10 protein-coding genes are annotated in these 14,276 nt (G+C 61.4%); all 10 read left to right on the top strand.

Annotated features, from left to right (window positions below; genetic code table 11):
• The first annotated feature begins 593 nt into the window (after nucleotides 1-593).
• The 10 genes from NA619_RS19960 (at nucleotide 594) to NA619_RS19915 (ending at nucleotide 14,262) form a co-directional block, all read left to right on the top strand.
• Nucleotides 594-3,074 (top strand): TonB-dependent receptor, encoded by a 2,481-nt coding sequence (locus tag NA619_RS19960; RefSeq protein WP_255963555.1) that lies wholly within the window; start codon nucleotides 594-596, stop codon nucleotides 3,072-3,074.
• 84 nt (nucleotides 3,075-3,158) lie between these two features.
• A complete protein-coding gene (locus tag NA619_RS19955) occupies nucleotides 3,159-5,087 on the top strand; it encodes a phytase (RefSeq protein ID WP_255963554.1) in 1,929 nt (642 codons plus the stop codon).
• Between the two features lie 98 nt (nucleotides 5,088-5,185).
• Nucleotides 5,186-5,893, top strand: coding sequence for a protein TolQ (gene tolQ / locus NA619_RS19950; RefSeq protein WP_255963553.1), 708 nt, complete (start codon nucleotides 5,186-5,188; stop codon nucleotides 5,891-5,893).
• Between the two features lie 13 nt (nucleotides 5,894-5,906).
• The gene (gene tolR, locus NA619_RS19945) at nucleotides 5,907-6,368 is read left to right on the top strand and encodes a protein TolR (protein ID WP_255963552.1); all 462 of its coding nucleotides are present in this window, start codon (nucleotides 5,907-5,909) and stop codon (nucleotides 6,366-6,368) included.
• On the top strand, nucleotides 6,365-7,231 hold the full coding sequence (locus NA619_RS19940) for an energy transducer TonB (RefSeq protein WP_255963551.1): 867 nt from the start codon (nucleotides 6,365-6,367) through the stop codon (nucleotides 7,229-7,231). Before tolR ends, NA619_RS19940 begins: the two co-directional genes overlap by 4 nt.
• Nucleotides 7,232-7,265: 34 nt before the next feature.
• Nucleotides 7,266-9,227 (top strand): PhoX family protein, encoded by a 1,962-nt coding sequence (locus tag NA619_RS19935; RefSeq protein WP_255963550.1) that lies wholly within the window; start codon nucleotides 7,266-7,268, stop codon nucleotides 9,225-9,227.
• 96 nt (nucleotides 9,228-9,323) lie between these two features.
• Nucleotides 9,324-10,310, top strand: coding sequence for a lipid A deacylase LpxR family protein (locus NA619_RS19930; protein WP_255963549.1), 987 nt, complete (start codon nucleotides 9,324-9,326; stop codon nucleotides 10,308-10,310).
• A 210-nt stretch (nucleotides 10,311-10,520) separates the two neighbouring features.
• On the top strand, nucleotides 10,521-11,276 hold the full coding sequence (locus tag NA619_RS19925; protein WP_255963548.1) for a gluconate 2-dehydrogenase subunit 3 family protein: 756 nt from the start codon (nucleotides 10,521-10,523) through the stop codon (nucleotides 11,274-11,276).
• A complete protein-coding gene (locus NA619_RS19920) occupies nucleotides 11,273-13,039 on the top strand; it encodes a GMC family oxidoreductase (protein ID WP_255963547.1) in 1,767 nt (588 codons plus the stop codon). The genes NA619_RS19925 and NA619_RS19920 overlap by 4 nt, the downstream gene beginning before the upstream one ends.
• Nucleotides 13,036-14,262, top strand: coding sequence for a c-type cytochrome (locus NA619_RS19915; RefSeq protein ID WP_255963546.1), 1,227 nt, complete (start codon nucleotides 13,036-13,038; stop codon nucleotides 14,260-14,262). The genes NA619_RS19920 and NA619_RS19915 overlap by 4 nt, the downstream gene beginning before the upstream one ends.
• Nucleotides 14,263-14,276 lie beyond the last annotated feature (14 nt).

The raw sequence follows: 14,276 nt of genomic DNA, 5'->3' as shown, positions 1-14,276 counted from the left end.
ACACAGACCAATAAGCGACGCCGAATGCCCCATCAGGAGGGTGAGTGGAATCGTTGCGTAAGGGGTTGAGCCGCATGGATGCGGCGAAAGGCTTATAGGGCCATGGATGGCCCTTGTAAGCCGACCCCTGAAGCAGCGATGGAGCGAACGAACCCGGAGCGAAGCGCAGGGCCGTATGCAGGGGCACAGCGTTTTTGGTTACTTTTTCAGCGTTTGGAAAAAGTGACTCGCCCAGCAGGGCGAAACCAGCATTTCAGACCATGCCGAAAAGGGCAGCGGCACGAACCGAGCTCCCACAAATGCGTCACCCCGCCATCACCAGAACAGGTCATATCGGCAGCGTAGGGTGGGTTTCAGCCCACCGTGACGGAGTGGCTCCGTGCATGCGGTGGGCTAAAGCCCACCCTACGGGCTGAGCGCTGCGTCTCGAGCTGGTGGCAGGTCATATCAGCTCAATCCGTACCCCAAACCACCCCAATAACCGCCATCTGGCGCCCCAGCAAAAACCGCTGTCACAGAACCGCCATATCCCCCACCTACCGTCCGCTCCAGTTCCGGGATGGACCCGGTAAACAGCGTTCGGGGGATTGTTCATGAGCACATACCGCAGCGGCATTCGTCATGCAGGATTTCGCATCAGCCTGCTGGCGCTGGCCATCAGCGCCGGTTCGGCCTGGGCCGAGGAGCCGCTTGTCATGGAGCACGTCGAAGTGATCGGCCAGGCCGTCAGCATCGACGAAGCACTGAAGGAACAACGCAGCTCCGACAGCGTGAAAAGCGTGGTGCACGCCGACGGCATCGGCCAGCTTCCGGACGACAACGCCGCCGAAGCCCTACAGCGTATCCCCGGCCTGTCGGTCGAACGCGACCAGGGCGAAGGCCGCTTCGTCAGTGTGCGCGGCATCGCGCCGGATCTGAACAGCGTCACCATCAACGGCACCCTGGTGCCTTCACCGGAAAGTGGCCGTCGCGCCGTTGCGCTGGACGTGCTGCCTTCCGAGCTGGTGCAGTCACTGTCGGTGGTGAAGACGCTGACGCCGGACATTGACGCCAACTCCCTGGGCGGCACCATCGAGGTGGAGAGCCTGTCCGCCTTCGATCACGACGGCCTGTTCTACAGCCTCAGCACTGAAGGGAGCTACGACGAGAATGTCGGCGAGACCAGCCCAAAGTTCTCCGGCGCCTTCAGTAACCGCTTCAGTCTGGGTGACGGCGTGGACAACTTCGGTGTTGCCGCGGCGCTGAGCTGGCAGGAGCGCGACTTCGGTTCGGACAACGTCGAAACCGGCGGCGCCTGGGACTTCGAGGATGGCGCTCGACTTGGCGAGCTGGAGCAGCGTGACTACCAGATCACCCGTGAGCGCGCAGGGGTCGGTCTCAACTTCGATTACATGCCCGACGACGTCAGCAGCTACTACCTGCGCACGCTTTATAGCCGCTTCAAGGACACCGAGACCCGCAACGCGGCGGGTATCGAGTTCGAGGACGCGCAGCTGGCCGGCGAGCTCGGCGATGCGGAGGGCTGGCGCGAGGTGAAATCTCGCGAGGATACCCAGACCATCCAGTCCTACGTGTTTGGCGGCGAACGCATGATGGGGCTGTGGACCCTCAGTGGTCAGGCGGGTTACAGCGAGGCTCGCGAGCGCAACCCGGGTGGCATCTCCGGCGCGACCTTCGAAGGTGACTTCGGCGATGTCGGCTTTTCCAGCACGCGCAAGCCGCGGCTGACGGTCGATCCGTCCTTCTATGATCCGGCCAGCTTCGAGCTGGACGAGGTGGAGTGGGAGAAGACCGACGCGCGTGACAAAGAAAAGAACATCCGTCTGGATCTCGCCCGTGAATACGACATTGCAGGCTACGCCTCGCAGGCGAAGTTCGGCAGCAAGCTCAGCCGTCGCGACAAGAGCAACGAAGTCGATGTCTGGGCCTACGACGATTTCGATGACCTGACCCTGGCCGATTTCCAGGCTGGCAATGTTGACTACGCGCTCGGCCGCTTTGGCTCAGGCATCAGCGCCGGTGCCCTGGAAGGCCTGATTGGCGGGCTGGATGCCAGCGAGTTCTATGACGCAGAGCAGTCGCGCATCGGTGACTTCGACATGAGCGAGGACATCAACGCCGCCTACTTCATGAACACCCTGGACCTCGACAAGTGGCGCATCATCGCTGGACTGCGTTACGAGGGCACCGAGTTCAAGGCCAAAGGCACTGGGCTGCGCGACGATGAATTCGAGGCTGTTTCCAGCGATAACCGCTATGACCATTGGCTGCCGGGCTTGCACGCTCGCTACCAGCTGACGGACGACACCCTGCTGCGTGCGGCCTGGACCAACACCGTGGTGCGTCCAACCTTCGAGCAACTGGCGCCAGGGTTCGTTATCGACGGCGAGGATGCCGAGTTCGGCAACCCGGACCTCAAGCCGCTGGAGTCGATGAACTACGACCTCGGCATCGAGCATTACATGGGCCGCGCGGGCGCTGTGTCGGCCTATCTGTTCTACAAGGACATCGACAACTTCATCTACAACACCGATCTGGCGGGCAGCGGCCAGTGGACCGACTTCGACGAAGCGCTGAGTTTCGAGAACGGCAGCAGTGCCAAGCTCTACGGCGTAGAGCTGTCCTATTCGCAGAAGCTCGACTGGCTGCCGGCTCCCTGGAACGGTGTGTTGCTGGGCGCCAACGCCACCTTCAGTAAATCCGACGCGGACATCCAGGGCCAGGGCAGTAGCCGCAGTATCGACCTGCCGAACCACTCCGACACCGTCGGCAACCTGATGGTTGGCTGGGAAAATGACGTGTTCAACATGCGTCTGGCGGCCAACTACAAATCCGAATATCTGGCCGAGGTATCCGGTGTGGATGACGCCGCCTATGACCTCTATGCCGATGAGCAACTGTTCGTCGATTTCAAGGCCGGGTACTTCATCACGCCCAACCTGCAGTTGACGGTCGAGGCGCTCAACCTCACTGACGAGTCCTACTTCGTCTACACCGGGCGTAGCAACTACAACGCCCAGTACGAGGAATACGGTCCGACCTACAAGCTCGGCCTGACCCTGACGCACTTCTAACCGACCCCTTATTCATTTGCCGTCCCGCCATCGAACGACCTCCCGCTGGGTGGTGATGGCGGGCGGCTGCTGATTGGAAAAACCATGTACGTGACCTTGCATAAACCTTTGCTGCTGAGCCTTTGCATCGCGCTGGCAGCTTGCCAGTCCGGTGCGCGTGAGCCCGGTAAGCCTGTTTCGCCAAGCCTGACGCTGCCCGAAACCGCAATGCTGGACGCCGAAAGCGCTCAACTGATTGGTGACTCTGATTTCATGCCTGCAGCCTCTCAGCTGGTCGTTTGGCCGGATTCGCGAGGCCTGCAGATACTCGATGGCAATGGCGTTGTACTCAGCGCATTCGAGGGTCGTTTCGAGGCGCTCGATCACCGGGTCGGAAAGCGTGGACTGCTGGTCGCCACACTCGACCGCAAGCGCCAGCAGGCGATGCTGGTTGGATTGGACCGCCAGCATCGTTGGAGCCAGCCGCTCTTCATCCCGAAAACCAGCTTCGCCATCGAAGGGCTGTGCCTGTACCGCGATGCTGCGCAGAACGGTTTTGTCTTTCTGGTCGGCGAAGAAGGAATCGGCGAGCAGTGGCTGGTTGCTACCACACAACGCCTGCTGGCCCAGCCCAAGCGCGTGCGTGGGCTGAGCCTGCCGCCGGAAAGCGGTCATTGCCAGGTGGACGATGGTGCTGGCGAGCTCATCGTCAATGAAGAAGCCGTCGGCCTCTGGAGCTACGCCGCCGATGCCGAAGCACCGCTGCTGCGTCATCCCGTAGATATGGTTCAGCCATTCGGGGGCATGGCCAAAGCCGCCGCCGGCATGGCGCTGGTGCCGGGTGGCTTGCTGGCTCTTGACCCCGAAGCGGGCGCTCTGCATCTGTATGGGCGCGATGGCGGCACCTGGCGTAGCCATGCAGTGCTGTCGCTGGAAGGCTTCGACGAGCCGGAACAGGTCAGTGCCAGGCCGACCGCTCACGGCCTCGAACTGCTGCTCATCGACGAGCGCGGCGTGAACGCGGCAAGTATCGACTGGCAACCAGATGTACCCGCCGCGACGCCGGTTATCCCGGTGATTCCGGCGCAGATTCAGACCGATCCGGTGCCACATCTCGGCGATGCGGCGGATGACCCGGCAATCTGGATCAACCCGACCGATCCGGCTCGCAGCCGGGTGCTGGGCACCGACAAGAAGGGGGGGCTGGGCGTTTACGACCTGTCCGGTAAGCAGCTGCAGTATCTGCCGGTCGGGCGGCTGAACAACGTGGACGTGCGGCCCGGCTTCGTCCTTGGCGGCAAGCGGATCGACCTTGCCGTGGCGAGCAATCGCAACCACAACAGCCTGCACCTTTTCGCCATTGATCCGCGCCACGGTGAGCTGACCGATATCGGTCAGATCCCCACGCCGCTCGGTGAAATCTACGGCCTGTGCATGTTCAAGGACGCCCAGGGCGATATTCATGCGATAGCCAACGACAAGGACGGCACTTTCCAGCAATACCGCCTCGATGGTTCAAGCGGCTCGCCGCGCGGCGAGCTGGTGCGGCAGTTCAAGGTCGCCAGCCAGCCCGAAGGGTGCGTTGCAGACGACCGTAATCAGCGGTTGTTCGTGGGCGAGGAAGACGCGGCGGTCTGGACGCTGGATTTGAAAGGCGATGCGTCCGCGGCCCTGGGAAAAGTCATCGACGTTGGCGGCCCGCTGCATGACGACGTCGAGGGTCTTGCGCTGTACCAGGGTGAAAACGCTGACTACCTGGTGATCTCCAGTCAAGGCAACGACAGCTATCTGGTGCTCGACGCCCAGGCGCCCTATGCCGTGCGCGGCGCTTTTCGGGTTGGCTTGAACGCCGAACTCGGCATCGACGGCGCTTCGGAAACCGACGGTCTTGAAGTGACCTCGGCCAATTTGGGTGGAGTCTGGAGCCGCGGGATGCTGGTGGTTCAGGACGGCCGCAAGCGCATGCCCGAGGGCGCGCAGAACTACAAGTACGTGCCCTGGACTGCGGTTGCCGAGGCGTTGGGCCTGGACTGATTGCGGCTTAACCACAGGGTTACGCAGTGCTGTCATCGAGCGTAACCCCCCAGCACATTCAATGAGCGCCGTCATATAGGGCGGCCGGAGGAACACCGATGCAAAGTGAACACATGTCGGTCTGGGGCTTGGTCACCGAGGCCAGCCTGGTCGTACAACTGGTAATGGTCACGCTGGTGCTGGCTTCCGTTGCCAGCTGGTACCTGATCATCCAGCGCGGCACCGCGCTGCGCCGTAGTGAACGTTTGCTGAAAGACTTTCTGCAGCGCTTTCGCAGCGGCGGCGAGCTGGCGCAGCTGTATCGCGAAGGTGACGCGCAGACACTTCCTCGCGAGGCTGCGCTGCAGAGCATCTTTCTTGCCGGTTACCAGGCGTTCAGCCAGCTGCAGCGCGAGCCAGGCATCGCTCCCGATGCGGTGATCGAGGGCGTCGAGCGCAGTCTTTACGTCGCCATCTCCGAGCAGGAAGAGCGGCTAGAAACCGGGCTTCAATTCCTTGCCACGGTCGGCTCAGTCAGCCCCTATATCGGGCTGTTCGGCACTGTCTGGGGCATCATGAACTCATTCCTTGGTTTGTCGATGGTCCAGCAGGCGACACTATCAACCGTTGCACCGGGCATCGCCGAAGCGCTGATTGCCACGGCTATCGGCCTGTTTGCGGCGATCCCGGCGGTGATGGCCTACAACCGCTTCTCCGCCCGAGGGCAAACCCTGAGCGCACGCTACTACAGCTTTGCCAACGAGCTGCAGGCGCGTCTGCATCGTCGCCTGCATGCCGGTTCGCCCAACGTCGCCGTAGCCGCCTGATAGGAGCCAAGCCATGTTGGTCAAGCCGCAGCGTAAACACGGCCCCAAGGCCGAAATGAATGTGGTGCCCTACATCGACGTGATGCTGGTGCTGCTGGTGATCTTCATGGTCACCGCGCCGATGCTGGTGCAGGGCGTGAAGATCGAACTGCCCAAGGTCGCCGCCGAGGCCATGCCCGCAGAAAACGAGCGGCAGATCCTCACGTTATCGGTCAAGGCCGATGGGGGCTTCTACTGGAATCTCGGCAGCGAGCTGAATGCCGAGGACCAGACCGACAGCGCCATCAATCTGGAAGAAATGCGCGATAAGGTTGCAGCGATCATCGCAGCTCGCGGTGACACCCAGGTCTACGTGCGTGCCGATGACGCTGCGGATTACGGTCGTGTGGTGGCCGGGATTGCCGAGCTGCAGCGTGGGGGCGTGGTGAATCTTGGTCTGATCACCGAGGCGCCGCCTGGGCAGACGGCGCCATGAGCAGCCTGGCCATGACGTTGCCCGCGAGCTTTCCCGTCGCCCGTGCGCCGTGGCGCAGCCATGCCAGTGCAGCAGCGGTGACCTTGGCATTGCATGCGGCGGTCGCCGGCTTGCTGCTGCACGGCTGGACACCCGAACTGAGCGCGCCCGCAGCCACGCAGGTACTGAAGACGCAGCTGGTCAGCCTGCCGTCGCCTGAACCGGTAGCAGACACGCCAGTCGAGCCTGAGCCAACACCTGCGCCGGCTGAAGCGGTGGTCGAGGAGGTCGTTGAAAAAGTCATCGAGGAACCGCAGATCGATCCACGAATCGAACAGCAGCGTCTGGAGCAGGCTGAGCTCGCATACAAGCGCGCCGAGCAGGAGCGGTTGGACGAAGAGCGTCGCATCGAAGAGCAGCGTGCTAGAGAACAGCGACGCAAAGAGCAGCTGGAGCGCGAGAGCCAGGAGCGCGTTGAAGCCGAACGTCAGCAGCGTGAAGCTGAGCGCCGCGAGCAGTTAGCCCGTGACGCGCAGCAACGTGAGCAGGCGGCCCAGGCTGAGGCGACAGCCGCCGCCGAGCGGGCGCGTCAGGCTGAAGCCGAGGCGGCCGCCAGTCGCCAGTACCTGCCCATTGCCAAGGATGCGCCAGCCTATCCGTCACGTGCGCTGGACAAGGGCATTGAAGGCAGTTGTACGGTGAGTTACTCGGTCAATCCGCAAGGGCGAATCGAGAACCCCAAGGCGCTGGACGATTGCCATCCACTGTTCATCCGACCTTCGCTCACAGCTGCCAAGAGCTTTCGCTACCAGCCCCGAATCATCGACGGTCGCCCGGTGGCCGTCCCCGAAGTAAAGAACACCTTTCATTACCGCATCCAGTGATGCGCAGTAGAGCCATTTGCCAGACGAGCCATTGATGAAACAGGATTTTCAGAGTTTTCACGCCGACCTTTCCGCCCTCGACGATGAGGCGATCAACCCCAGTGGCAATGCGACGTTGGGGCAGGTGGTCGACCGCAGTCGCCGTAACCTCCTCAAGGGCGGCATGGGATTTGCCGCCCTGGGTTTTCTCGGCGGCAGTCTGGGTGCCTGTCGTGGTGCGGTGCAGAGCGATTCGCTGATTGGCTTCAGCGGCCTTCCTACTCAGCTCGATCCGACATTCGACGGGGTGCAGGTGGCGCCCGGTTACAGCGCGCGGACCTTCTTCTCCTGGGGCGACGCCGTGCTGGCCGACGCTCCGGAATGGAACCCCGATGCCAGCGACGATTGGCAGGCGCAGCTCAAGCAGGCCGGCGACAACCACGATGGCATGCATTTCTTCCCGTTCGCGGAGAACCCCGACAGCCACGGCCTATTGGTGATGAACCACGAATACGTCAACCCGCCGCTGCATCCCAACGGCATGACGTTCACCGATGGCAAGCGCCCGCTGGATGAGGTGCGCAAAGAGCAGGCGGCCCACGGCGTCAGCGTCATCGAAGTGAAAAAGGATGCACAGGGCCGATGGCAACGGGTCATGCCGTCACGCTACAACCGCCGCATCTCGGGCATGACGCCGATGGCAGTCGGCGGCCCGCTGGCTGGCAACGATGCCTTCAAGACCGCTTCCGATCCGAGCGGTCGCGAGATCATCGGCACGCTGAACAACTGCTCCAGCGGTTTCACGCCGTGGGGCACCTATCTGGTGTGCGAAGAGAACTGGCACAACTACTTCGTCAACCATGATGTCGCCGACATGGCCCAGCGTGTATCGCACAGGCGTTACGGCATCGAGGGCAAGGGCATGAGCAAGCTGTATGGCTGGGAGACCGCCGACGCCCGTTTCAATGCCACGCCGGACCCAACGCAACCTCACGGCGGTCATGTGCATGAGCCGAACCGGTTCGGCTGGGTCGTCGAGGTCGATCCGTTCGACCCAGAGAGCAAGCCGGTGAAGCGCACCGCCCTCGGCCGGTATTGCCGAGAATGCTCGGTGCTATCGCTTGGCGAAGATGGGCGCATGGCCTTTTATTCCGGCGACGACACCAAAGGTGAGTACGTCTACAAGTTCGTGCCCAGCGGGCGCTACGTGCCGGGCGCTGATCAGGCCAACCGCCAGCTGCTCGACAGTGGCACCGTTTACGTGGCGCGCTTCAATGCCGACGGCAGCGGCGAGTGGTTGGCGCTGGTCCACGGGCAGAATGGCCTGACTTCCGAAAATGGCTTCGCAGACCAGGCCGAGGTGCTGCTCAATGCCCGCGCAGCAGCCGATAAGTTGGGCGCGACGCCCATGGACCGGCCTGAGTGGGTGGCGGTGCATCCTCGCAGTCGTGAGGTCTATGTGACCCTGACCAACAACGATGGCCGCGGCGTAAAGCAGCCAGTCGATAAGGCCAACCCCCGGCCGAACAACCTGCACGGCCAGATCCTGCGCTGGAACGAGGAGGGCGCCGACCCGACCGCGACTGCTTTCACCTGGGAGATCTTTCTACTGGCTGGCGAGCAGCCAGGCGCCAAGGATGCGAACGGGCAGCCGGTGCCGGCCAATCTTACCGGCACCATCAACGGCGACATCTTCTCTTCGCCAGACGGCCTGGCGTTCGACGAGGCGGGGCGCTTGTGGATCGAGACGGACTACGGCGACGAGGAATCCGTAATGCAGGCCATGGGCACCAACCAGCTCCTCTGCGCCGACCCGCGCACGCGTGAAGTGCGCCGCTTTCTGGTCGGACCGCGCGGGTGCGAAATCACTGGCATCACCTGGAGCCCGGATTACCGCGCCATGTGGATCAACGTGCAGCATCCGGAGCTGAGCTTCCCTGCCAGTGATGGTAAGACGCGCCCACGATCCTCCACCGTCCTCATTACCAAGAATGACGGCGGCATTATCGGGACCTGAAACTACTGACGCTGAGTCCTCACGGCGAACGTTTTATAAACCCCCACCTCTAAAACATACGGATACATTTCTTTTTGTATGTAAAGGAGCTGGGCTATGACCATTCCGCAGCTGCGCGCACGCATCTCTCTCGCTGTCATCACTGCCTGCGTTCCGCTGGTAAGTCAGGCGGATCTCTACTCGCTGAAAATAGAAAACGACATCATCTCCACCGGCAGTGACGGTCACTACACCAACGGCTTCGAGCTGATGCGCTCATTCCAGCCTGATGCTGATCACTGGTCCCGACGGTTTGCAGAGTTCATGCCGGGCTGGCGTGCCGATCAGGTCGATAATGTTGCCTACCGGTTGGGACATCAGCTCTATACCCCCGATGATATTGACCGAGAAGGACTGATTGAGGACGACCGCCCTTATGCGGCGCTGCTGTTTGCGGGCATGTCGATCTTCTCCGATGACCAACATCAGGGCTGGCGAGGCGCAAGTGGCTTGCATCTGGATATGGGTATTGTCGGCCCTGCCGCTGGCGGTAGGAAGATCCAGCGTCGGGTGCATGAGATCACCAATAGCGACGAGCCGCGTGGCTGGGACAATCAGCTGCGCAACGAACCCTTCATCAACCTTGCTTATCAGCACCGCTGGTGGTTGCAGCAGCGCTTGGGCGGGCTGGAGTTCGAGTACGGGCCGAGCGCCGGATTTGCTCTGGGCAATCTCTACACTTACGGCTCTGCAGGATTCGGATTTCGCTTCGGGCAAGGTTTAGCGCGCAGTTTCAGCATTCCCGCAGTGGCACCGGCGCAGAGCGGAAGCATGTTTTTCGATCAAGGCGGTGGGTTCGCCTGGAGCCTCTTTGCCAACGTGGAAGGCCGGTACATGGCGCAGAACATGTTGCTTGAGGGCAATACCTTCAACAGCAGCCATTCGGTGGACCCGAACGAATGGGTCGGGGATGCAAAAGCTGGTGTGGCGCTGACCTGGAACAGCTGGCAGCTGGCGTTTGCCAGCGTCTGGCGTACGCGGGAATTTCAGGGGCAGGACGAACACGACCAGTTCGGCTCTTTGACGGTGTCGACTTGGTTCTGAGAGGTCCGCTCTGCAGAGTTAGATTGCGTGCCACGAAAGCCGATAAACAAAATTTAATGAAACAAAATATTTCACGAGCAGTCCCTTGAGTACCCAGACGAAATCTAGGCATCGGCGAGCAATAGTTGATTGATCTCGATAGTTCCTCGTTTCGCCAGTCTGGTGAGTGCATGGCCAGTTCGGTCTGCACATCACTTCAAGGGGCCCCGCATGAAACAGAACACTCCTCATGGACTGACTCGTCGTCAGCTGATTTTTTCGTCAATAACAGGCCTGGCTGCCGGCGCTGCGGCGACTGCCAAAGCCGCAACGCTCACTGGCATTCCTCCCTGGCAGCCGTTCAATCACAACGGCCCCATGCATTACGACTCGCCGGGTTGGCGGTTCTTCACTGAAGACGAGGTTCGCGAGGTGACTGCTATCGTGGATCGGCTTGTTCCGGCCGATCAGCTCAGCGTCAGCGGCAGTGACGCGGGCTGTGTAGTGTTCATGGATCGGCAGCTCGCAGGCAGTTATGGCGATGCCAGCCGTCTCTACATGGCTGCGCCTTTTCAGGAAGGAACACCGGAGCAGGGCGATCAATCCCGTTTCACGCCGAGAGAACGTGTGCGGCTGGGACTCACTGGGCTCGAAAAATTATGTCAGTCGCGCCATCAGCAGTCGTTTAGTGGCCTTACAGCTGAGCAGCAGGATGGACTGCTCGCCGACTTGGAGGAGGGCGGTATCGCTCTTGAAGGCATGGACTCGAAACTGTTCTTCGAACAGGTGCTCGGGAACACCATGGAAGGTTTTTTCGGGGACCCGATCTACGGCGGCAACCGCGACATGGTGTCCTGGAAAATGATCGGTTTTCCCGGCGCGCGATATGACTACCGTCGCTACATCACGCTGCATAACCAGAAGCTCGACCTGGTGCCGTTATCGATCATTGGCGGCGACTCCTGGAATGCGAGGGCGTCGAAATGATCAAGAAGCTTCCTTCAACAGACGTCGTGGTCATCGGACTGGGCTGGGCCGGATCGATCATAGCCAATGAACTGGCCGATGAGGGGCTCGATGTCATCGCCCTCGAACGGGGCCCCTGGCGCGACACGGCGCGCGATTTCAACATTGCTTCGGTGACCGATGAATTGCGCTACTTGCGCCGTCAGGAACTGATGCTGCGGCCGATGCAGAACGCCGTCACGGTGCGCAACAGCCCTTCCCAAACGGCGCTGCCCATGCGCGATTGGGGTTCGTTCCACCCCGGTAACGGTGTCGGCGGTGCCGGCAATCATTGGGCCGGCATCACTTTTCGCTTCCAGCCCGAGGAGTTTCGCCTCAAGAGCCACCTGACCGAGCGCTATGGCGCCGATGCCATACCCGATGAGCTGGTGCTGCAGGACTGGGGTACTGACTGGGCCGAAATGGAGCCGCACTACAGCGCGTTCGAGCGCCTGGCCGGTACGTCAGGCAAGGCAGGCAATCTGAACGGTGAACTTCAGGAGGGCGGCAATCCTTTCGAAGGCAGTCGTTCGATCGAGTACCCGACGCCACCGCTGGCGCAGCCATTCGGTCCCACCCTGTTTGCCGAAACGGTGCGCGAGCTGGGCTACAAGCCTTTCCCGGTGCCGTCATCGCTGGCCTCTCAGGCGTATACCAATCAACTCGGCGTCACCATGGGGCCTTGTACCTTCTGCGGCTTCTGCACCAATTACGGGTGCGCCAACTATTCCAAGGCCAGCGCGATCGTCAACGTACTGCCGGCGCTGATGCGCAAGCCTAATTTCACGGCGGTCACTCACGCCGAAGCGCTGCGCGTTACCCTCGACTCCAGCGGCAAGCGCGCCACCGGCGTGGTTTATGTCGATACCTCTGGCAACCAGTACGAGCAACCGGCGGACCTGGTGATTGTCAGCGCCTTCACGTTCGAAAACGTACGCCTGATGCTGCTCTCGGGGGTTGGTCAACCCTACGACCCGGTTACCAATACCGGCACTACCGGGCGCAACTACGCCTACCAGACAGCGAACAGCGTGCAGCTGTTCTTCGACAACAAGAACTTCAACCCCTTCATTGGTGCCGGCGCGGTCGGGATGGGTATTGACGAGTTCAACAATGACAATTTCGATCACTCGGGACTGGGTTTCTTTGGTGGCGGCAGTATCCGGGTCACTCCGGTTGGGGCATCGCCGATCGGCACGCGTCCGGTGCCGCCGGGCACCCCGCGCTGGGGCTCGAAATGGAAGCAGGCCACGGTCGACAATTACCTCAGCACGATGTCCATCGGCTGTGAGGCGAGCAGCTACACCACACGCAGCAATTATCTGTCGCTGGACCCGACCTACACTGATCCGCATGGCCGACCGCTGCTGCGTATCACCTTCGATTTTTCCGAGAACGATCGCAAAATGTCGCGCTTCTCGATCGAAAAGCTGGCCGAAATCGCCGCGCCAATGAATCCCCGGCATGTGGTCAAGACCTACCAGGACGGACACTGGAACAGCGGCCCGTATCAGTCATCCCATGTGGTCGGCGGCTTCGTCATGGGGGCCGACCCTTCCACTAGCTCGGTCAACAAACATTTGCAGGTCTGGGATGTTCCGAATCTGTTCGTCGTTGGGGCGAGCGCTTTCCCGCAAAACCCTGGCTATAACCCAACCGGGACGGTTGGTGCGCTGGCATTCAAGGCGGCCGACGCGATTCGCCGGCTCTATCTGAAAAATCCAGGGGAGATGATCGCCGTATGAGGACTCTTCCCGTTTTGTACGCCGGCATGCTCGGCCTCACTGCAAGCTTGGCGCAGGCAGGCGATGGTAGCGACTCCTATGATCTGGTGGCGCGTGGACGTTACCTAGCGGTGCTGGGCGACTGCACCGCCTGCCACTCGTTACCTGGCCAGCCAGCCTTTGCCGGTGGTGTGGCCATCGACACGCCGTTTGGCACGGTGCTGGGGGCCAATATCACCCCGGACCCTGATACCGGCATTGGGCGCTGGTCGTTCGAAGACTTCCAGAACACCATGTCCAACGGCCACGCCCGGGGTGGCAAACGCCTCTACGCGGCAATGCCTTATACGGCGTATACCAAGGTGACACGTGAGGACAATCGCGCGCTGTGGGCCTATCTGAATTCCCTGGAACCAGTCAGGCATGAAGTTGAAACCAATCAGCTGCCGTTCCCGTTCAACATTCGAGCAAGTCTGATCGCATGGAACTGGCTGGCATTCGAGGAGGGTGAATACGAGCCGGACCCTGATCAATCCGCCGAGTGGAATCGAGGCGCTTACCTGGTTCAGGGCCTGGGTCACTGTGGCAGCTGCCATACACCCAAGAGCCTGATTGGTGGCGACAAGGGTGACGAGTTCCTCACCGGCAGTGCCTTGCAAGGCTGGATGGCACCGGATATCACCGGCAACGCTCATGCCGGGCTGGGCAGTTGGAGCGAGGCGGAAATCGTTCATTACCTGAAAACGGGCGCCAACCGCTTCGATATGGCCTCCGGCCCCATGGCCGAGGCGGTGGAGCACTCGACCCAGCACTGGAAAGATGAAGATCTTTCTGCGGTGGCCACATACATCAAGAGCTTGGGCGATGAGCAACAGCCTCGGCCAGAGCCGTTGGCTGCAGAGGACGCGACCATGCGCACGGGCTCGCTCATCTACGAAGATCAGTGCTCGGCTTGTCATACTCCGGATGGGGAGGGCATCACCAACCTGTTCCCGCGCCTGGCGCAGGCGCCGCTGGTCAACAGTCGGGATGCAACGTCGTTGATTCGGGTGGTTCTCGCTGGCAGTCGTGCGGTTGCTACGGACGCCGCACCCACGGGGCCCGCAATGCCATCTTTCGCATGGAATATGTCGGATGAGCACATCGCCGCAGTCCTGACCTACGTTCGCAATAGCTGGGGTAACGCGGCCGAGCCGGTGTCCACGGGTGATGTAAAGGCTATGCGCGACGACATGAAGCCCTGAGGCAAGCGCAGAGA

This window comes from Stutzerimonas stutzeri (assembly GCF_024448895.1).
GTDB lineage: Bacteria > Pseudomonadota > Gammaproteobacteria > Pseudomonadales > Pseudomonadaceae > Stutzerimonas > Stutzerimonas stutzeri_Q.
This window is presented reverse-complemented; position numbering and strand designations above follow the sequence as displayed.